The sequence below is a fragment of the Bosea sp. AS-1 genome, from assembly GCF_002220095.1.
In the GTDB taxonomy this organism is placed as follows: Bacteria; Pseudomonadota; Alphaproteobacteria; order Rhizobiales; family Beijerinckiaceae; genus Allobosea.
Map to the genome: position 1 here is coordinate 4,688,349 of NZ_CP022372.1, position 19,485 is coordinate 4,707,833.

Here is a 19,485-nt window from a genome sequence, read left to right on the forward strand (position 1 = left end):
CACCGCGCAAGTCCGGACTCGCCATGACCTCGCAGCCAGCGGTTACAACGCTCATCGATCGCCTGAAGGGTGGCCTGGTCGTGTCGTGCCAGCCCGTCCCCGGAGGACCCTTCGACGATCCCGACTCGGTCGTGCGCTTCGCTCTCGCCGCCCAGAACGCCGGGGCCCGCGCTCTCAGGATCGAGGGCACCGCCAATGTCGCCGCGGTCGCGGCCGCCTGTTCGCTACCGATCATCGGCCTCGTGAAACGAGACCTGCAGGACACGCCCGTCCGGATCACGCCCTGGATCGAGGATGTCACGGGGATTGCCGAGGCCGGAGCGACGGTCATCGCCTTCGACGCCACGGATCGACCGAGGCCCGTGCCGGTGAAGACCCTCATTGAGGCGGTGCATGCCCAGGGCCGGATCGCCATGGCGGACATTGCGACGCTGGCCGAGGCGAAGACCGCCAGCGCGCTGGGCGTGGACATTATCGGCACCACCATGTCGGGCTACACCGGGGAAGGACCGACGCCGCGGATGCCGGATCTCGGGCTGGTCTCGGACGCCTGCGCGCTTGGGAAGCCGGTATTCGCCGAAGGTCGCTACAACGAGCCAGGCCTCGCCGCGGCGGCCATCCGCGCGGGAGCCGTTGCGGTTGTCGTCGGCTCCGCGATCACGCGCCCGGAGCATATCACGCAGTGGTTCGCGGAAGCTGTCGCCGCCGAAGCAGCGCCGGTGATGCCGGTTCTCGCCATCGACATCGGCGGCAGCAAGACGGCGGTCGCGCTGATCCTGGAGAACCGTATCGTCGAGCGGCGGCAGGTCCCGACGAAGCCCGCCGACGGAGCGGAGATGTGGCTGCAAGCAGCCGCCGACAGCGCACGGGACTGGCGTGGACGCTACCGCGGTGTCGCAGCCGCCGTGACCGGGCTCATCCACGATGGGCGCTGGACAGCCGTTAATCCGGCAACCCTGCCCGTTCCTGCCGACTTCCCGCTCGCCTCGCGCCTGGCTGATCGCTTCGACAGCCCTGCCCTGGCGCTGAACGATGCTCAGGCGGCGGCCTGGGGTGAATACCGCTTTGGGGCCGGCCGGAGCCGCGACCTCCTCTTTCTGACCATATCGAGCGGAATCGGCGGCGGCGCCGTCATCGGGGGGCAGCTCCTGCGCGGATCGGGCGGCCTGGCCGGGCATGTCGGCCAAATCCCCGTGCCAGCTCCGGAAGGGCAATACCGACGGCTGGAAGACCTGGCGTCCGGCTTCGCCATCGCAACCGCAGCTCGGTCAGCCGGACATGATGTGGATGCCAAAGCGGTTTTTGCTGCGGCGGAGGCCGGCGAGAGCTGGGCCGAAGGCATCGTTGCCGCCGCGGTAAACCATCTCGCCCTGGCCCTTCCGGGATTGCAGGCTGTTCTCGACCCACAGGTCATGGTGATCGGCGGTGGCGTAGGGCTCGCGACAGGCTTCCTGCCTCGTCTCGAGGCCGCTCTATCCCGCTTCCCCTCTGCTCTCAGGCCGACTTTGGCGCCTGCCCTCCTCGGGGCCGATGCCGGCCTTCTGGGTGCCGCCGACTTGTTGCGCCGGCAGTTGCCCCTCGAAAACCCGGAAGCGAACGTGAGTGTGGCTCGCGATGCCGTCTTGCCCACGGCGTAACCGCTGTCCGTGACGCACAGATGCGGAAGAACGATATGCCAGAACGATCGACCATCCAGACGAACATGCTGCGCGAGGCACAGGAAGCGCCAGAGGTCGTCGCGCGCCTCATCGCCAGCAACGCGCCCTTGTGCCGTGAGCTCGGACAGCGCCTGCGCGCGTCTCCCCCATCATTTGCCGTCACCTGTGCGAGGGGCAGCTCGGACAATGCAGCGACCTTCGTCAAATACCTGCTCGAGATTCACTCCGGCCTCGTCACAGCGTCCGTGGGACCGTCCGTAACCTCCGTCTACGAAGCGCGGCCGCGCATGCGCGATGCGCTTTTCCTCGCTGTCTCGCAATCGGGACGCAGCCCGGACATCCTCAACCTCGCCCAGGCCGGACGCGATGACGGCGCACTCACCGTCGCGCTCGTGAACGACACCTGCTCGCCGCTCGCATCCATCTGCGAGTTCGTGCTGCCGCTGCATGCGGCACACGAGAAGAGCGTCGCCGCCACGAAATCCTTCATCGCGGCGCTCGCCTCCGGCTTCCAGCTCGTTGCCCATTGGTCGCAGGATCAGGGCCTCCTCAATGCGCTCGACGCCTTGCCCGAGGTGCTGGCACGCGCTTCCGCGACCGACTGGTCGGCGGCCCTTCCCGTCCTGGCGCAAGCCGACAGCCTCTTCGTCGTCGGCCGCGGCGTCGGCTTCGCCGTCGCGCAGGAAGCGGCGCTCAAGCTGAAAGAGACGTGCGGCATCCATGCGGAGGCAATGAGCGCCGCCGAACTCATGCACGGTCCATGGACATTGGCCGGCGATCGTTTCCCGATCCTGGTGCTCAGTCAGCGAGACGAGACATTGAGCGGGGTCGCAGATCTCGTAACGAAGCTGCGGGAACAGGGCGTTCCCGTCATCGTCGCCGGCGCCGCGGCGGACGAGGCAAGCCTGGCGCTGCCGTCGGTCGAGGATGTCCACCCCTATCTCGCGCCGATCGCTCTCATTCAAAGCTTCTACCCTCTCGTGAACGCCATCGCCCTGGCGCGCGGACGCAATCCGGACAACCCGCCGCGCCTGCGCAAGGTGACGGAGACCCTGTGATGAAAACGGCCCTGACAGGCGCCCGGATCTTCGACGGATCGCACATGCTCGACGGCTACGCCGTCGTCATCGAAGATGGTCGGATTCGCGGGCTGCCGCTGGAAAGAGATCTCGGTCCGGGCGTCGAGCGCCGGAGCGTGCGAGGTCTCCTCGCCCCCGGCTTCATCGACGTTCAGGTCAATGGCGGCGGCGGCGTGCTCTACAACGACATGCGTTCCGTCGAGGGCATCAGGACCATCGCCGCAGCGCACCGCGCCTTTGGCACCACCGGCCTGCTGCCCACCTTCATCACCGACACACGCGAAGCGATGGCGGAGGCCGTCGCGGCCATGCGCGCGGCGCTCGATGCCGAGGTTCCCGGCGTGCTCGGCATCCATCTCGAGGGCCCCTTCATCAGCCCGGAGCGCAAGGGCGTGCACGATCCCGCCTTCATGCGTCCCATGGAGGAGGAGGACATCGCCATCATGACCGCCCTTCAGAAGGGGCGGACCCTGGTGACCCTGGCGCCGGAGCGCAACCCGATGGAGGCCATCGCGCGGCTGACGGCGGCCGGCGTCCTGGTCTGCGCTGGCCATACCGCGGCCGACTACGAGACGGTGATGGAGGCCACGCGCCACGGCCTGCGCGGCTTCACGCATCTCTTCAACGCGATGCCGCCCATGGCCGGGCGCAATCCTGGGCCCGTGGGCGCCGCGCTCGACAGCCGAGACACCTGGTGCGGCCTCATCGTCGACGGGCATCACGTGAGCGATGCGGCACTGCGGATCGCCATTACGGCGAAGGGCCCCGATCGCATGATGCTGGTGACCGATGCGATGTCGGTAACGGGCACGGATTTGACCCGCATCGAGCTGCACGGCCGCACGATCAGCCGCCGGGGCGGCAAGCTCTCGACCGCAGACGGCACGCTCGCCGGCTCGGATCTCGACATGGCGAGCGCCGTGCGCAACAGCGTCGAGCGTCTGGACCTTGCCCTACCCGATGTACTGCGAATGGCCTCGCTGGTCCCAGCACAATTCCTGCGGCTTGATCATGATTTGGGTCGCATCGCGCCCGGCTACCGCGCCGACCTCGTCCTGCTCGACGACGGCCTGCAGGTGCAGGACACCTGGATTGCCGGAGCCGCAGGGTAGCCGAAGGCCGCCAGCTCGGCTGAGCCACATCTTTCGACCATGCTCGACGGAGCGGCTGATGGGCAGCCGCTCCGATCGTCAGGTCCGGTACCAGGCCGCGAGGTTCCAGGTGGTGACCTCCCAGCCCGAGAGATCAACCTTCAGGTTGGCCGCGGCAGCGCCCACGGTCTTGCGTGAGATGAGGGGCAACAGCACATGAGCCTCGCAGAAGATCTCGTTGACCTTGATCAGCAGCGCGGCGCGCTTGGCCGGGTCGAGCTCCTTCTGGGCGGCTCTGTAGGCCTTGTCGGCTTCCGGATCCGAGTAGCGTGAGATATTGCGGCCGAGCCACTTGTTCTCCTTGCTGGCGATCTCCCAGGAGACACATTGATTGAGGAAGCGCTCCGGATCGGGCTGCGGCTGCGTCTGGGTATACATCTCCATATCGCTGTACAGCTTGGTATAGGTATCCGGATTGGCGACATCCGACGAGAAGAACACCGAAGCCGTCACCGACTTCAGCTCAAGCTCGATACCTGCCTTCTGGCAGGCCTGCTTGATGATAGCCTGTATCTTCTGGCGCGGGGCATTGATCGAGGTCTGGAAGACGTATTTGAGCTTCTTGCCGTCCTTTTCGCGGACGCCGTCGGAGCCCTTCTTCCAACCGGCCTCGTCGAGGATCTTGTTGGCCTTGTCGATGTTGAACTCGTATTTCAGCTTGGTCGACTTGAAGCGCTTGGGTTCGTTGACGAAGCTCGCCGTCGCTGTGCCGCCGCGGCCATAGATGAACTTCTCGATCGAGTCGCGGTCGATCAGCAGGTTCAGCGCTGCGCGCACCTTGGGATCGCTCAGCGTCGGATGCTTGGTCTTGGCGCTGGAGCGCTCGCCGTCGACCTCGGTCCACGGATCCGTCGTGTTCAGGATGATGAACTCGAGGTTCCCGCTGGGAGCCGCCACCACCCTGCCGCGGCCGCCGGTCTCCATGCGCTTGAGGACATCGTCCTCGACCTGCAGGCCCCAGGCATAGTCATATTCACCGGTCTGCAGCACGGCACGCGCCGCCGAGACTGCATCGCCACCGCCCTTGACCTCGAGCGTGTCGAAATAGGGTTGGTTCTTGACATGGTATGCGGGGTTGCGCTCGCCAAGCAGGATATCGCCCGGCTTGAACTCGACGAATTTGTAGGGGCCGGTGCCGACGGGCTTCAGATTGGCCGGAGCCTCGCGCGACTTCGCCCCCTTGTAGTCCGCGAAGATATGCTTCGGGATGATCATGCCGACGACACCGACGAAGGGGTCGGCCCAGAACGGCGTTGCCTCCTTGAAGATCACCTTGATCGTATGATCGTCAATCTTCTCCACGTTGATGTTAGTATAGGAGCCTGAGGTGTAGGCCGCGGTCGCGGGGTCAGCGGCATACTCCCAGTTGAAGACGACGTCATCGGCGGTGAACGGCTTGCCATCGTGCCACTTCACGCCCTGCTTCAGCTTCCAGGTCACGCTCTTGCCATCCGCCGAGAGGCCACCATTGGCCTTGGTCGGGATTTCAGCAGCAAGCTGCGGGATCAGGTTGCCTTCCTTGTCCCAGCCGGCGAGCGGCTCGTAGAACACCCGCGAAGCGTCCTGATCCTTGACCCCCGAGGCAAAATGCGGGTTGAGCAGGGTCGGCGCCTGCCAGATCAGGATCTTCAGCGCGCCGCCGCCGCCAGCCTTGGTCGGCTTGTATTCGAGCGTGGCGTTCGCCATCGCCACGTCGTTCCAGGCCAGGATCTGGCTTGCGATCGGCGCCGTGATACCCAGCGCCGCCAATTTCCGGATGAAGGAACGTCGCGACAGCGTACCGCCCTTCACATCCGCGACCAAGCCACGGATTTGCTGCTCATTCATCGGATTGCCTCCCGTCAGGAACAAAAGCCGAAGAGTGTCCCCAGCGCTATACGCGCCAATTTTTCTGGTTACCGCCTAGCAAGGCATGAGCCGACGCAAGCGTCCAGTAACTTCGGCTATGTGCTGCTGTGCTTCCTGCAGGGCGATCATGCCGCAACCGCATTCTACGGCGGCCAACGCTGGCTGCGCATCGACTGTTTGCGATCTGGTCTATGACCGGGCGGGCGCTTTCTTGCGACGAACTTGATCTCCACGCGCACCGTCGCGAGCATGGCGAAACACTTCATGCTTTCGGATCGACTGCGCTCTCGCTTCAGGGCGGAGCGAGGCTTGTCGAGGCATGCAAGACGAGCGGCATGGCCTCGGCGCCTGAAAGATCAGGGCCGATGCGCCGTCGAATAGTCAGGCGGCAACGTACCGAACCACTCAGGCCATGAAGGCGCGGTATGCCTCGGCCATGTCCTCGACGGCGGCTGCAAAAAGCCTCTCGCCATGCTCCGGTGTCGAGAGCGACGGATCGGAGCCGATGCGTCCATCGGCGTAGCGCGACCGATAGTCGAAGCAATCGTAGAATGACGTGCTGGCCGGTGCGACCTTGGGCGACATCTGGGCCTGCTTGATTGCGTCGGGATGGTAGAACTGCGCGAGCGAGACCTCGGCAGCCGTGGCATGCGAGCCGTTGACGCCGGGATAAAGCTCCCCGGCGAGGTCGGTCGCGCGCTTCCCGCTCGACCACATCACCATGCGGCAACGGATCGGCGACGGCTGGCCGTTCGGCTGGAGCGAAAGCGAGGCATAGATCTCGTCGAACGCCGCCGTCATGGTGGCCACGTTGCCCCCATGGCCGTTGATGAAGAAGAAGCGCTCGAAACCGTTCCGCGCGAGGGATCGGACGATGTCCCCGACCATCGCGATCATAGTGGAAGGTCGCAGCGTGACCGAGCCTGCGAAGCCCAGGTGATGCTGCGACATCCCATAGGCCAGCGTCGGGGCAACCATCGCGCCGATCTTGTCGCCGAGCCCTTTGGCGATGAACTCGGCGTCGAGGTGATCGGTCCCGATCAGGCCGTTGGGGCCGTGCTGTTCGGTGGAGCCGACGGGGACGATGACGCCACGGGAAGACTGGAGGTAGTCCTCGACTTCATGCCAGGTCGCGAGAGCAAGTTGCATGACATTATTTCTCCACGCTCACGCCGCCAAAGGGCTGCCCACCGAGGGAATGCAGTTTGAAGCCGCTCACGGTCTTCCGCGCGATGACGGAGGCCTTCACATCGGCGAACAGAACGGCCGGCACATCATCGTGAAAGGCCTGCTGCGCAGCGATATAGAGCTCAGCGCGCTTGCCCTGATCGGTAACGAGGTTGGCCTTGTTCACCGCGTCCGAATAGGCCTTGTTGCACCAATTGCTGTAGTTGCTGCCGCCGGGCTTGATCGCCTCGCAGGTGAAACCCAGCATCTGCTGGCTCGGATCAGGATAGTCCCAGGTCCCGCCCAGCATCACGGCATCGCCTTCGCCGCGCCGCGCGCGCTTGATGTATTCGCCCCACTCGTAGGACACGATGTTGGCCTTGACGCCGATATCCGCCCAGTTGGCCTGGATCATCTCGGCGGCGCGGCGCCCGTTCGGCATGTAGGAACGAACCACGGGGATCGCCCAGAGATCGAGGCTGAACCCGTTGGGGAAGCCGGCTTCGGCGAGGAGCTTCCTGGCCGCCTGGGGATCGTATTTGCGCGGCGCGACGCTCGCATTGTGCCCCCATAGCGTCGGCGGGATCATGGCCGCGGTCGGCTTGCCCGTGTCCTGGTAGACGACCTTCACCAGGTTATCGAGGTCGATCGCCTCCGCCAGCGCCTCTCGGACCCGCTTGTTGTTGAGTGGCGGTTTGCTGATCTGGAAGCGGATGTAGTTGATCGCGGAGATCGTCGAATCCTGGACGACGAGGTCAGGGTTGCTGCGCGCCGTCGGCAGATCGGCCGGATTGGGATAACGCGCGATCTGGCATTCGTTGGCCTGCAGCTTCGCCAGACGGACAGAGGCATCGGGTGCGATCGTGAAGATCAGGTTGTCGACTTTTGCGGCCCGGTCGGAGCCTGTCTTGTTGCCCCAGAACTCGGGAAAGGCACGAAAGCGGACCAGCGCATCCTTCTGATACTGCACGAGCGCGAACGGGCCGGTCCCGATCGGCTTGCTGTCGATATCGCTGACCGTGCCGGCCTTTTCCAGCTGAGCGGCGTATTCGGCGGAAAGAATCGACATCGATTGCACGGTCAACGTGCTGAGAAACGGCGCAAACGGGTGCTTGAGTTCGAAGACGACCGTGTCGTCCGCCGTCTTGCTGATGGATTTGAACGGCTCGCCAAGCAGTCCCGTGAACATCGGAAAGGAGCCGTTCGCAACCTTGTAGAACGGATTCTGCTCGTCCGTCATGCGCCGAAAGCTGAAGACGACATCGTCCGCATTGAAGTCGCGCGAGGGCTTGAAGCCGGCATTCGACTGCCATTTCACGCCGTGTCGAAGCTTGAAGGTGTAGCGCAGACCATCCTCGGAAACGGTCCAGCTTTCCGCCAGGCCCGGCACGATCTTCGAACTGCCGGTTTCCATTTCGACCAGCCGGTCGGACGTCTGTTCGGTCACGTCGAAGCTGGTATTGGCGGTGCTCAACTGAGCATTGAGCGCATCTGGGCTCGCCTCGGTGCAGACCACCAATGTCCCTGCCGCTTGTGCCTCGGCCGAGAGGCCTAGCGCCAGCATCATGGCCGCTACGAGGTGACGAATTTGCATCACGGTATCCAGCTTCAGCCGATGTGAGAACCGAAGCTTAGGAAGCGCGAAAGTCGAGGGTCAACCGTCGGTGGGAAGCTAGCAGCCATGCAAGGGCCTGCGGATGGCAGCGCCGTGCGGGGACCGTCGATCGCTGGCGGTCGGAGAGAACACCGCCAGCACCGCACAGCCCCGAGGCTCTCCATCGCAACAGCCTTGTCGGGCCGACCCTCTACGGCCTCAGGTCTCGGAGATGGGATCCAGCCCCGCGGCGAGGGCGTCTTCCGCCTGCTCCAGCCAGATAAACTCGAGCTTGTCGCGGATCTCCTTGGGAATCTCGTCGAAGTCCCGTCTGTTTCGCGCCGGCAGCATCACGCGTGCGATTCCGGCCGCGGCAGCGGCCACGACCTTCTCCTTGATGCCGCCGACCGGGAGGACAAGCCCGCGCAAGCTGATCTCGCCGGTCATCGCCGTATCGCTGCGAACGGTGCGCCCCATGAAGAGCGAGGCCAGCGCCATGAACATGGCGACGCCGGCGCTCGGCCCATCCTTCGGGATGGCGCCCGCGGGAATGTGCACGTGGATATCGGTCCGGCTGAACGCCTCGGGGTCGATGTCGAGGGCGGATGCCCGGTTCTTCAAAAGGCTCAAGGCCGCCTGCGCGCTCTCGCGCATGACGTCGCCGAGCTGGCCCGTCAGCAAGAGACCGCCCCGCCCGCTCGAGCGGGTCGCCTCGATGAAAAGGATGTCGCCGCCGACCGGCGTCCATGCGAGCCCCGTGGCGACACCGGGCACGCTCGTGCGCATCGCGATTTCGCTCTCGAAACGCGGCGCGCCGAGTATCGTGGTCAGATCGTCGAGGCCGATCGTCACATGGCGGTCGCTGCCGTCGGCGATCCGCACGGCGACGTTCCGGAGAACCCGGCCGATCTCCCGTTCGAGGCCGCGCACCCCGGCCTCGCGAGTGTAGCCATGAATGATGGCGCGCAGGACCTCGTCATCCAACTCGACCTGGTCCGGCGTGAGCCCGTTCGCTTCGAGCTGGCGCCGCACCAGGTATCGACGGGCGATCTCGAGCTTTTCGTTCTCGGTATAGCCAGCGAGGCTGATGATCTCCATGCGATCGCGCAGCGGGCCTGGGATCGAGTCGAGCATGTTGGCCGTTGCGATGAAGACCACGCTCGACAGGTCGAAGGGCACGCCGAGATAGTGGTCCCGGAAGGTCGCGTTCTGCTCGGGATCGAGCACTTCGAGCATCGCGGCGGCGGGATCGCCCTGGAAGCTGCTGCCCATCTTGTCGATCTCGTCCAGCATCATCACGCAGTCGCGGCTTCCCGCCTTGCGGATGGCCTGGATGATGTTGCCCGGCAACGCTCCGATATAAGTCCGGCGATGGCCCCGTATCTCGGCCTCGTCATGGACGCCGCCGAGGCTGATGCGCACGAACTTGCGCCCCATGGCCTTGGCGATCGACTGGCCCAGCGAGGTCTTGCCGACACCCGGTGGCCCCACGAAGCAGAGGATCGGCGCCTTGCCGCGCGGAGCCAGCTTCTTGACGGCCAGGAACTCGATGATGCGCTGCTTGATCCGCTCGAGGCCGAAATGGTCCGTATCGAGGATCTTGCGCGCCTCGGCGATGTCGACCGGCCGCTCCTCCGGCAGCGCCCAGGGAAGCTCGAGCAGCCAGTCGAGATAGGTGCGGGTCATGCCGTACTCGGCCGCAGCCTCCGGCGTCCGCTCCAGGCGCCGGATCTCCTTCAGAGCCGCATCCTCGACTTCGGACGGCATGCGGGCGCGAGCGACGGCGGCGCGAAGATCGGCGATCTCCTGCGCCTTCCCTGCCTCACCCTCGCCGAGTTGACGTTGAATAGCCGCCAGTTGCTCGCGCAACAGAACCTCACGCTGGCGCTCGTCGAGCGACGCTTTCGTCTGCTCGCCGATCTCACGCGACAGGCGCAACACCTCGGTCCGGTGGGCCAGCAGAGGGGCCAGGCGCTCCATCCGGGCCTTGAGATCGACGGTTTCGAGCAGAGCCTGTTTTTCGTCGGGAGTGAGGTCGATATAGGCGGCGATGAGATCGGTGAGAGCGGAAGGCGAAGGCGCGTCCTGGACGGCTGCGATCAGGTCATGCGGTGCGTTCGGCAGAAGGCCCAGAGCTTCGAGCGCCTGGTTTCGGAGGCTGAGAAAATGCGCCTCGATGTCGGACGTCAGGGTTTGCGTTTCCTCGACCGGCTGCGTCCTGGCGATCAGGAAGGGACGCTCGCGGATGAAGTCGCTCACCCGGAAGCGCCGCTCCCCCTGCAGGATGAGATGGTGAGCCCCGTCCGGGGCCGTCACATACCGTAGGATGTTGCCGAGGGTCCCGACACGGTAAAGGTCGCGCGCCATCGGCTCGTCGACCTCCTCGCGTTGCATGAGGACGCCGACCTGCTTGCTCTGGCGCACCGCCTCCTGGGCTGCCGCGACAGCCTCCTTGCACCGCAAGGGCACTGGAAACACGACGCCGGGAAAGAGCACCATTCCGCGGACCGGCACGATGATCAGCCCGTCGTCCGGAATCTCCACGCCGTCGGAGCGAGGCGGCAGATTGTCGGGCGCGGGAGTGGCAGCGGCAGGAGGATGAATCGCGGAATCGGCCCGAACGCTCATGTCACTCAGCCTTGTCGAGCGTGATGATCAGGTAACCGTTCGACGACGCCCGCCGGATCGCGGAATACCGCCCTGCAGGAATCGCTATGCTGCGTTCGAACCCGCCCTGAGGCAGCTCCAGGCGATGAATGACGGCGTTGCGAAGCTCGGGTGGCAGATCGCGGCGACCGGCGATGATCAGGATGCCCTCCTCGATGCGCGTCTCGATTTCGTCCGGGATGACCCCCGGCAGCGCCGCGAAGACCAGGACGCTCTCCCGTGTCTCCAGAATGTCGACCGGGGGCTCCCAACAGGGTGCGCTCGTTCTGGATGTGCGCAGCTTGAACAGATCCCGGTGCATCCTTTCGGCGCGCGCCAGCATCTCGAGAGCTTCCGACCACATCCAGCTTTGTGGATCCGCTGTCTTCATGGCCTCATCGACCTCATCGCAGCTCGTCCTACAAACCTAGTCTCGCAACCCGAGATCGCCAAGAGCCGCCGCGGCGCAGGTCTTTGAGCTCCAGGAACGCTGGGACGTCGCCACGGCATCGCCATGTTTCATTCAAACACCGTTCAGCGTGGAGGGCAGAGCCTGCACCCAGGCGATCTTTTGCGGGAGGCTCCCATGGCACTCTGGCGCATCATCTGCGGCCTGCTCGTCGCGGTCGCCCTGTTGAGTAGTCCTCCCGCGCAAGCGCAATCCTCCGAGAAGCGGATCGCGCTCGTCATCGGCAACGGCGCCTATCCAGACGGTGCCCTGGCGACACCGGCGAACGACGCAGGCCTGATCGCGCAAACATTGCAGGCCGCCGGGTTCGACGTCGTCGGCGCGCGCGACCTCGATACCGCAACCCTGCGCTCCACCTTTCGCGAATTCCTCGACAAGGCCGCGGCGTCCGGCCCCGAGACGGTCGCCTTCGTCTATTATGCGGGCTACGGGCTGCAATTCGAGGGCGAAAATTACCTCGTCCCAGTCGATGCCCGGATCGCGCGCGATGCTGACGTGCCGCTAGCGGCCATCCGTCTGACTGATCTCGTCAAGCCGCTGGCGACCCTGCCGTTGAAGGCGCGGATCGTCGTGCTCGATGCAGCGCGGGCCAATCCCTTCGCTCGTACGGACCAGCCGCTCGCCGGCGGCCTGGCGCTGGTGCAGCCCGATCCCGGCTCGCTGATCGCCTTCAATGCCGCACCTGGCACCATCGCGCCCGAAGGCAAGGATTACAGCGCCTATGCCACGGCATTGTCGGAGATGATCAAGGAGGGCGGCCTGTCGCTCGACGATCTGTTCGAGCGTGTGCGTCTGCGCACCAGCGAACTGACCAGTGGGGCGGATATCCCCTGGCAGTCCTCGAAGATCCAGGCGCCGTTCCTGTTCTTCGAGCGCACCAGCGCCGCTCCGGCGGTACAGAGCCGCTTCCTCGACCTGCGCGACAAGCCGATCCGGGATTTCGACGCACGAGACGCCTATCTCGCAGCGCTGACCCGCGACAGCATGCGCGGCTACGAGGACTTCCTGGCCGCCTACCCAAGCGACCCGCTGGCGAAGCGCGTGCGCGCGATCGTGGCCGCGCGGCGCGAGGCCATCGTCTGGCGTGAAAGCGCCCTTGCCGACACCCCGGAAGCCTATTGGTCTTATCTGCGGCGCTATCCGCGCGGTCCGCACGCTGGTGATGCGCACCGTAGGCTGACGCATTTCGCCGTGGCCTTCGAGCCGCCGGCCGCCTTTACCGCCCTCTCCTACGACGTGCCGCCGCCACCGCCCGACGAGGTCGTCTATGTCGAGCGTCCGGTCGTCTATTTCGCCGATCCGGTCTTCGACCTGCCGCCACCGCCGCCAGTCCCGGTCGTGTTCCTGCCGCCGCGGCCGGTCTACTATGTCGACCTGGCACCACCGCCCCCGCCCATCGCCGCCTTCGTACTGCCGATCCCGATCTATCACCCGGTTCCGGTCTGGGTGGAGCGACCGGCCTATGTCGTGCCGCCGCCGGTCAACGTCATCAACGTCAACATCCACAACACCGTGGCGGTGAACCCGGCCTCGCAGACGGTGGTGGTGACGAACCCGCAGGGCCGGGCGGAGCCGCCCTTGCCACCGGCGCTGATGGGGAACCCGCAGACTCCGGCGACACCGGCTCCGCAGCACGTTCGGCCGGGTATCGTGACGGGCACTCAGCAGTTGATACAGCAGCACCCAGCCGCCGCTGCGGCGATTGCCGCGACAGCGGCCGCATTGCCCGCCGCAGCCGCACTGCGGGCCCGGCAGCAGCAGACCCGGCCCCCGCAAGGGTTCTCCCCGTCAGCGCCGGCAGCTCAACCCGGCATGCCGCCGAGGGTACCAGCCGGCCCCGCCCAGCTGCGCCCCGGGCAGCCACCGCAAGTCAGCCAGCCGATGACGGGACATCCGCCTGCGGCCGCGGCCCCGGCTGGTGCCAAGCCCTTGCCAATGCCGGGCGCCCTGCCCGCCGCGCCCAACAATGCCGCTCCGGCGCAACGCTTGGCCACGCCACCCCATGCGCCCCAGCTAAACCGCCCGGTCCCGCCCCCCGTCGCGACCGGCCCAGGCGTCGCGCCTGCCCGGGGGCCCACTGCGATCAGGCCAGAGCTAGGACCGCGTACGCCCGCGGCGGGTCCGCGGATGGCCGCACCTCAGCCCGTTCAGGCTCCTCGGAATCCTGCAGTGGAGAATGCGCGGCAAGCTGCGGCGCAGCGGGCCGCCCAGCAACGTGCGCAGCAGGCTGGCGCGCTTCAGGCCCAGCAGCAACGCGCGGCTCAGGCAGCCCAGCAGCGAGCGGCCATGCAGGCGCAAGCCGCGCAGCAACGAGCCGCCCAACAGCGCGCGATGCAGGCCCAGCAAGCTCAGCAGAGGGCAGCCATGCAGGCGCAGATCCAGCAGCAACGGGCGGCACAAGCGGCACAACAGCGCGCCGCGATGCAGGCTCAGCAGAGGGCGGCCATGCAAGCGCAGATCCAGCAGCAGCGGGCGGCACAGGCGGCTCAGCAACGCGCCGCAATGCAGGCCCAGCAGCGCAGTCAGATGATGGCTCGCCCCCATGCACCGCAGCCGGCGCGTGGCCCGCAGCCGCAGCACCAGCGATGCCAGCCCGGGCAGCCGTTCTGCCGCTAGATCATTGGGCCAACATGATGATCTAGCACGAAGCTTTCCCCGCCGGAGTCAGTCGGCGGGGATTCTCGCAACATAAGCAAAGGCAGGCTGCGAATATCGGTTGCCTGAACGACGGATCGCTTGGAAGGTGGCACTGAGAAAGGCGCCCGGTCCCGTCCTTTCGGCAACCTGAAATTCGGTGCTCAGCCGCATGCGGATATTGCTGGTCGAGGATAATCGCGAACTCGCGGACTGGCTGGCGCGGCTGTTGCGGAAGAGCCGTTACGTCGTGGATTGCGTCCATGACGGCGCCGATGCTGATGCTGCGCTGGCGACACAGGCCTACGATCTCGTCATCCTCGACATCGGCCTGCCCAACATGACGGGCCTCGAACTGTTGCGCCGCTTTCGGCAGCGCCGGGGCCTGACGCCGGTCATCATCCTGACCGCCAATGATGCGGTATCGAGCCGCGTCGCCGGGCTCGACGCCGGCGCCGACGATTACCTGGTCAAGCCGTTCGAACCCGAAGAGCTGGAGGCCAGAATCCGGGCCCAACTTAGACGCCGGCAGGACAGCCGCACGGCGCAGGTCGCGTTCGGCCCGCTGGTGATGGCGACGGATGCGCGCCAATTCACGCTCGACGACGTGCCGCTCGATCTGACGGCGCGGGAATACAGCGTGCTCGAAGCGCTTCTGCTCGCCGGGGGGCGCGTCGTCTCGAAGGCCGCGTTGACCGGAACAGTGTTCGGTCTCGACGACGACGCGACCGACAATGCGCTGGAGATCTACGTCCATCGTGTCCGCAAGAAGCTCGGCGGCAGCAGCGTCTCGATCGGCACGCTGCGCGGCCTCGGCTACGCGCTGAGGCTGGCCGAGTGAGCCGGAGCCTGCGCGCCGAGCTTCTGGCCTGGCTGCTGCTGCCGCTGGTGGCGGTGGTCGCCTTCAATGGCTGGAGCCTGCACCGGGACGCGATGCGGACGGCGGATCTGATCACCGACCGCACGCTGCTCGCCTCGGCCCGCGTCATCGCAGAGCAGGTCAAGGAAGCCGATGGGAGGGTCGAGGCCCTGATCCCGCCCTCGGCGCTGGAGATGTTCGCCTCGCCGGACCGCGACAAGGTGATCTACCGGGTGCTTTCGCCGTCGGCGGAACTGATCGCCGGCTTTCCCGATGTCGTTGCACCGCCCGCCCCGCCACGCGGATTGGAGCCAGCCTATTACGAGGGCACGTTCCGGACCGAAGCCATGCGCGCCGTCGCCCTCGCCCAGCCGGTGATCTCGAAGGTGGACGGCGGCAATGCGCTGGTGATCGTCGCGACGACGCTCCACGGCCGCGACCGGCTCGTCGGCGAGATCTGGCTGACCTCGCTGCGGGACCAGCTCCTGCTCGTCGGCATCGCCGCGCTTCTGACGCTGTTCGGACTGCGCCGCGGCCTCGCCCCCTTGCTGCGGCTGCGCGACGCGTTGCGCAATCGCGATCCGGAATCCCTGAAGGCGCTCGACCGCAACGGTGTGCAGAGCGAGCTGAGGCCGGTCATCGACGCGCTCAACCATGCGCTCGAACGCGTGCAGGCCTATATCGCCCTGCAACGGCGTTTCGTCGCCGACGCCTCGCACCAGCTCCGGACACCGCTGGCCGTCCTGAAGACGCAGATCGCGGTCGCGCGCCGGGACGACGATCCGCAGGCGCGCCATGAAGCGCTTGCAGCAATCGATGGCGGCGCCGACGGCATGGCCCGGCTGGTGAACCAGCTTCTGACCCTCGCGCGGGCTGAGCCCGGTGGCGCGGCCCTGCGCAAGGATGCCCTGGACTTCAACGACGTCACGCGCGCTGCACTTGAGAGTCTTGCCGGCATCGCCTTCGACCGTGCGATCGACCTATCCTTCGAGGCTGCTCCCGCCGCCCTGCCGATCCAAGGGCATGTCACGCTGCTGCGCGAACTCGTTCTCAACCTGGTCGAGAACGCGCTGCGTCATATTCCGAGAGGCGGCGCTGTCACGGTGCAACTGGTGCAGGACGTCATGGGCATCCTGCTGGTCGTCGAGGATAACGGCCCCGGCATTCCCGAAGCAGATCGCGAGCGGGTGTTCGAGCGCTTCCATCGCCTCGCACCTGCGACTGTCGAGGGAACCGGGCTCGGGCTCGCGATCGTCAGGGAGATCGTCGCCGCCCATGACGGCACGATCGTTCTCAAGCAGACGCAGCCCCCGCCGGGGCTGCGTGTCGAAGTCAGGCTGCCGGCGGCGACCGGAGAGGTGCCGCCGGCGTAAGGATCAGTGCTGGTCCTGCAATGGCGCCGGGCGCCAGGTCGCGAGCCGGCCCTCGACCCAGGTCATCAGGTATTCGGCGGCGAGCGCCACGATCATGATCACCACGATCGCCGCGTACATGCCGGCTGCGTCGAAGGTGCCCTTGGCGATATTGATGAGCAGGCCGATGCCGTGGCGCGAGCCGACGAACTCGCCGACGATGGCGCCGATGATGGCGAAGCCGAAGCTCACATGCAGCGAGGCGAAGATCCAGCTCATCGCAGAGGGAATCACCACCGAGCGGGTGAGCTGCCAGCCGCGTGCGCCGAGGATCTGCGCATTGGCCATCAGGTTGCGGTCGGCCTCGCGCACGCCCTGGAAGGCGTTGGCGAAGACGACGAAGAACACCATGATGAAGGCGAGCGCCACCTTCGAGCCGATCCCCAGCCCGAAGATCATGATGAAGATCGGCGCCAGCACGACACGCGGGATCGAGTTGAACACCTTGATGTAGACCGAGAAGATATCCGCGAGCATCTGGTTGCGGCCAAGCGCGATGCCAACGACGACGCCGGTGACGGAGCCGATCGCAAAGCCGAGCATGGCCTCTTCCATCGTGACGTAGAGATGGAGCCAGAGCGGGCCCTCGGAGGTTCCCTCGAGCGTCCATTCGACGAGGCGGCTCCAGATCGCGCTCGGGCTGGAGAAGAAGAACTCATCGATATAGCCGTAGCGGGCGCCGAGCTCCCAGCTGCCGAGGATGACGAGCAGGATGGCCCAACGCCAGAACAGCACCTTGTAGTGGCGGTTCCGGGCAGCCTTGGCCGCAGCGGCCTCGATTTCGGCGTCGGACGTTCCAGGCGGGAAGGCGGTAGGGGTCGCGAGGACTGCGTCGGTCATGGCGGCTCTCCTCAGGCTGCGCGGGCTTCGTCGCGGGCGCTGCCGCGCTCGACCTCGGCGCGCAGATCGTCCCAGATGCGGCGGGAGAGCGCGATGAAGTCCTGCTGATAGCGGATCTCGCTGACGACGCGCGGGCGCGGCAGCTCGACCGGATAGACCGCCTTCACCGTGGCGGGGCCGGCCGTGAGCACATAGACCTTGTCGGCGAGCGCGATCGCCTCCTCGAGATCGTGGGTAACGAAGATCACCGAGGCCTTGGCTTCCGACCAGAGATTGAGCAGCACGTCGTGCATCACCACGCGGGTCTGTACGTCGAGCGCCGAGAAGGGCTCGTCCATCAGCAGCACCTGCGGCTCGTTGATGAAGGTCTGCGCCAGCGAGACGCGCTTCCTCATGCCGCCCGAAAGCTGGTGCGGATATTTGGTCTCGTGACCGCTGAGATGGACGCGGGCGAGCCATTCGCGCGCCTTGGCATAGGCCTCGTCGCGCGGCTTGCCGCGGAAGAGCGGACCGGCGACGACATTGTCGATGACGCTGCGCCAGGGAAACAGCGCATCGGTCTGGAAGGCGAAGCCGATGCGCGGGTCGATATCGGTAACCGGCTGACCGAAGAGCCGAACCTCGCCGCTCGACGGCCGGGCGAGACCGGTGACGAGGTTCAGCGTTGTCGACTTGCCGCAGCCGGTCGGGCCGACGACGGCGACGAACTCGCCGCGTGCCACGCTCATGTTGAAGTCGCGGATAGCGGTCATCGACTTGCCGTCCGGCGTGATGAAGCGGCGCGAGACGTTGATCAGCTCGACGACCGGGCTGCCGGCCGCATCGGTTGCAGGCATGGGGCCTCCTTCGCCGCGATGGCGGCGGCGCGCATGGATGCTTGATGAAAGGCAGGAGGAGGAGCGGCCGGCTGGTCCCGACCGCCCTCAGAAAGCGTGCGACTTACTTCGCAGCCTTTACGAACTCGGTCGTGTAGGTCTTCGACAGGTCGATCTGCTTGCCCTTGATGTTCTTCGAGAAGCCGGAGAGCACGGCGAGAACAGTCTCTGGGCCGCCCTGCGGCATCACGCCGTCGGCCGTGAACATCGCCTTGCCATCGGCGAGCGCCTTCACATAGCCTTCCTTGTCGCCGACATAGTAGTCCTTCGGCATCTGCTCGGCGATGTCCGCAGCGCTGTGGGTGTTGATGTATTTCAGCGTCTTGACGAAGGCGTTGGCGAGCTTCTGCACCGTCGGCTTGTTCTTCTCGACCCAGGCAGTGGTCATGTAGAGCGAGGCGGCCGGATAGGTGCCGCCGAGTGCGGCCTTGGTGCTTTCCATCGTGCGCATGTCGACGAGGACGCGCGCCTCGCCGGTCTTCAGCAGACGCGAGATCGTCGGCTCCGTGGTCATGCCGGCCTGGATCTTGTCCTGCTGCATGGCGGCGATGAAGGTCGCGCCGGCGCCGACGGGCACCGAGGTGAAATCGCTGAGCTGCACGCCCGACTTCATCATCAGGTACTGGGTCAGGAAATTGGTGGAGGAGCCGAGCCCGGTCACGCCGAGATTCTTGCCCTTGAGATCGGCCATCGACTTCACGTCAGGATATTTGCTTGAGACGAGCTCGACCTCGCCCGGCGCCTGGCTGAACTGGACGATCGACTCGACGAACTTGCCCTTGGCCTGCAGGTCGACGCAGTGGTCGTAGAAGCCGACCACGCCCTGCACAGCGCCGGCGAGCATCTCGTTCTCGGCATCAACGCCGGCGGCCTCGTTGAGCAGCTCGACATCGAGCCCCTCGTCCTTGAAGTAGCCCAGCCGCTCGGCGAGCTTGGCGGGGAGGTAGATCTGCTTCTCGTAGCCGCCGACGATGATGGTGATCTTGTCCGCTGCGACCGCTGCGGTCGAGCCGGCGAGCACTGAGGCGAAGGCGAGCGAATAGATGGCGGTGCGGATGCGCATGGGCGAGCTCCTTGGTTTTGCGTCCTCTCGCCAGGACACCGCTCTCGAGGGCGGCTTGACGGCGATGACCATGCCCCTAGCGCGCCAAGCTTTCACCAACCTTTCGATAGGAAAGGTCGCCGAACCTGCCCTGCTTCCCGGACGAGACGGCTGTTACCCACGCTGGACGAGCGGCCAGCGTTGGCCAGGC

The 19,485-nt window shown here is 66.0% G+C and carries 14 protein-coding genes; 6 read left to right on the forward strand and 8 right to left on the reverse strand.

What is annotated here, in order from left to right:
- Positions 1–23: 23 nt before the first annotated feature.
- The 3 genes from CE453_RS24040 to nagA are packed head-to-tail and all read left to right on the forward strand — an operon-like array spanning position 24 to position 3,849.
- Positions 24–1,637 carry a putative N-acetylmannosamine-6-phosphate 2-epimerase gene (locus CE453_RS24040; protein ID WP_089176873.1) on the forward strand — a complete coding sequence of 538 codons (1,614 nt, stop codon included), beginning with the start codon at positions 24–26 and terminating at the stop codon, positions 1,635–1,637.
- Between the two features lie 35 nt (positions 1,638–1,672).
- Positions 1,673–2,716 (forward strand): SIS domain-containing protein, encoded by a 1,044-nt coding sequence (locus tag CE453_RS24045; protein ID WP_089176874.1) that lies wholly within the window; start codon positions 1,673–1,675, stop codon positions 2,714–2,716.
- The gene (gene nagA / locus CE453_RS24050; RefSeq protein ID WP_089176875.1) at positions 2,716–3,849 is read left to right on the forward strand and encodes an N-acetylglucosamine-6-phosphate deacetylase; all 1,134 of its coding nucleotides are present in this window, start codon (positions 2,716–2,718) and stop codon (positions 3,847–3,849) included. Before CE453_RS24045 ends, nagA begins: the two co-directional genes overlap by 1 nt.
- A 78-nt stretch (positions 3,850–3,927) precedes the next feature.
- On the opposite strand, the gene CE453_RS24055 is transcribed toward nagA, so the two are convergent.
- The 5 genes from CE453_RS24055 to CE453_RS24075 form a co-directional block, all read right to left on the reverse strand.
- Positions 3,928–5,715 carry a peptide ABC transporter substrate-binding protein gene (locus tag CE453_RS24055; RefSeq protein WP_089176876.1) on the reverse strand — a complete coding sequence of 596 codons (1,788 nt, stop codon included), beginning with the start codon at positions 5,713–5,715 and terminating at the stop codon, positions 3,928–3,930.
- A 426-nt stretch (positions 5,716–6,141) separates the two neighbouring features.
- Positions 6,142–6,885, reverse strand: coding sequence for a creatininase family protein (locus CE453_RS24060; RefSeq protein WP_089176877.1), 744 nt, complete (start codon positions 6,883–6,885; stop codon positions 6,142–6,144).
- Positions 6,886–6,889: 4 nt separating this feature from the next.
- On the reverse strand, positions 6,890–8,497 hold the full coding sequence (locus tag CE453_RS24065) for an ABC transporter substrate-binding protein (protein WP_248307860.1): 1,608 nt from the start codon (positions 8,495–8,497) through the stop codon (positions 6,890–6,892).
- Between the two features lie 219 nt (positions 8,498–8,716).
- Positions 8,717–11,125, reverse strand: coding sequence for an endopeptidase La (gene lon / locus CE453_RS24070; RefSeq protein WP_089176879.1), 2,409 nt, complete (start codon positions 11,123–11,125; stop codon positions 8,717–8,719).
- Position 11,126: 1 nt separating this feature from the next.
- Complete coding sequence (locus tag CE453_RS24075) at positions 11,127–11,534, reverse strand: Hsp20/alpha crystallin family protein (protein ID WP_089176880.1); 408 nt, start codon at positions 11,532–11,534, stop codon at positions 11,127–11,129.
- Positions 11,535–11,729: 195 nt separating this feature from the next.
- Between CE453_RS24075 and CE453_RS24080 the strand changes: the two genes are divergently transcribed.
- From CE453_RS24080 to CE453_RS24090, 3 genes are all read left to right on the forward strand, one after another.
- Positions 11,730–14,228, forward strand: a complete 2,499-nt coding sequence (locus tag CE453_RS24080) for a caspase family protein (protein ID WP_089176881.1) — start codon at positions 11,730–11,732, stop codon at positions 14,226–14,228.
- A gap of 190 nt (positions 14,229–14,418) precedes the next feature.
- Positions 14,419–15,087, forward strand: coding sequence for a response regulator (locus CE453_RS24085; RefSeq protein ID WP_089176882.1), 669 nt, complete (start codon positions 14,419–14,421; stop codon positions 15,085–15,087).
- Positions 15,084–16,478, forward strand: coding sequence for a sensor histidine kinase (locus CE453_RS24090; protein ID WP_089176883.1), 1,395 nt, complete (start codon positions 15,084–15,086; stop codon positions 16,476–16,478). Before CE453_RS24085 ends, CE453_RS24090 begins: the two co-directional genes overlap by 4 nt.
- Positions 16,479–16,481: 3 nt before the next feature.
- Here CE453_RS24090 and CE453_RS24095 read toward each other — a convergent pair whose 3' ends face one another.
- From CE453_RS24095 to CE453_RS24105, 3 genes are all read right to left on the reverse strand, one after another.
- Positions 16,482–17,357, reverse strand: a complete 876-nt coding sequence (locus CE453_RS24095; RefSeq protein ID WP_089176884.1) for an ABC transporter permease — start codon at positions 17,355–17,357, stop codon at positions 16,482–16,484.
- An 11-nt stretch (positions 17,358–17,368) separates the two neighbouring features.
- A complete protein-coding gene (locus tag CE453_RS24100; RefSeq protein ID WP_089176885.1) occupies positions 17,369–18,193 on the reverse strand; it encodes an ABC transporter ATP-binding protein in 825 nt (274 codons plus the stop codon).
- A gap of 103 nt (positions 18,194–18,296) precedes the next feature.
- Complete coding sequence (locus tag CE453_RS24105; RefSeq protein WP_089176886.1) at positions 18,297–19,295, reverse strand: ABC transporter substrate-binding protein; 999 nt, start codon at positions 19,293–19,295, stop codon at positions 18,297–18,299.
- Positions 19,296–19,485 lie beyond the last annotated feature (190 nt).

Excerpts from the sequence above, each read along its gene's own strand:
- CE453_RS24040 (WP_089176873.1), top strand. The coding sequence starts at position 24 with ATGACCTCGCAGCCAGCGGTTACAACGCTCATCGATCGCCTGAAGGGT.
- CE453_RS24055 (WP_089176876.1), bottom strand. The coding sequence starts at position 5,715 with ATGAATGAGCAGCAAATCCGTGGCTTGGTCGCGGATGTGAAGGGCGGT.
- CE453_RS24060 (WP_089176877.1), bottom strand. The coding sequence starts at position 6,885 with ATGCAACTTGCTCTCGCGACCTGGCATGAAGTCGAGGACTACCTCCAG.
- lon (WP_089176879.1), bottom strand. The coding sequence starts at position 11,125 with ATGAGCGTTCGGGCCGATTCCGCGATTCATCCTCCTGCCGCTGCCACT.
- CE453_RS24095 (WP_089176884.1), bottom strand. The coding sequence starts at position 17,357 with ATGACCGACGCAGTCCTCGCGACCCCTACCGCCTTCCCGCCTGGAACG.
- CE453_RS24100 (WP_089176885.1), bottom strand. The coding sequence starts at position 18,193 with ATGCCTGCAACCGATGCGGCCGGCAGCCCGGTCGTCGAGCTGATCAAC.
- CE453_RS24045 (WP_089176874.1), top strand. The coding sequence starts at position 1,673 with ATGCCAGAACGATCGACCATCCAGACGAACATGCTGCGCGAGGCACAG.
- CE453_RS24075 (WP_089176880.1), bottom strand. The coding sequence starts at position 11,534 with ATGAAGACAGCGGATCCACAAAGCTGGATGTGGTCGGAAGCTCTCGAG.
- CE453_RS24065 (WP_248307860.1), bottom strand. The coding sequence starts at position 8,497 with ATGCAAATTCGTCACCTCGTAGCGGCCATGATGCTGGCGCTAGGCCTC.
- nagA (WP_089176875.1), top strand. The coding sequence starts at position 2,716 with ATGAAAACGGCCCTGACAGGCGCCCGGATCTTCGACGGATCGCACATG.
- CE453_RS24105 (WP_089176886.1), bottom strand. The coding sequence starts at position 19,295 with ATGCGCATCCGCACCGCCATCTATTCGCTCGCCTTCGCCTCAGTGCTC.
- CE453_RS24085 (WP_089176882.1), top strand. The coding sequence starts at position 14,419 with ATGCGGATATTGCTGGTCGAGGATAATCGCGAACTCGCGGACTGGCTG.
- CE453_RS24080 (WP_089176881.1), top strand. The coding sequence starts at position 11,730 with ATGGCACTCTGGCGCATCATCTGCGGCCTGCTCGTCGCGGTCGCCCTG.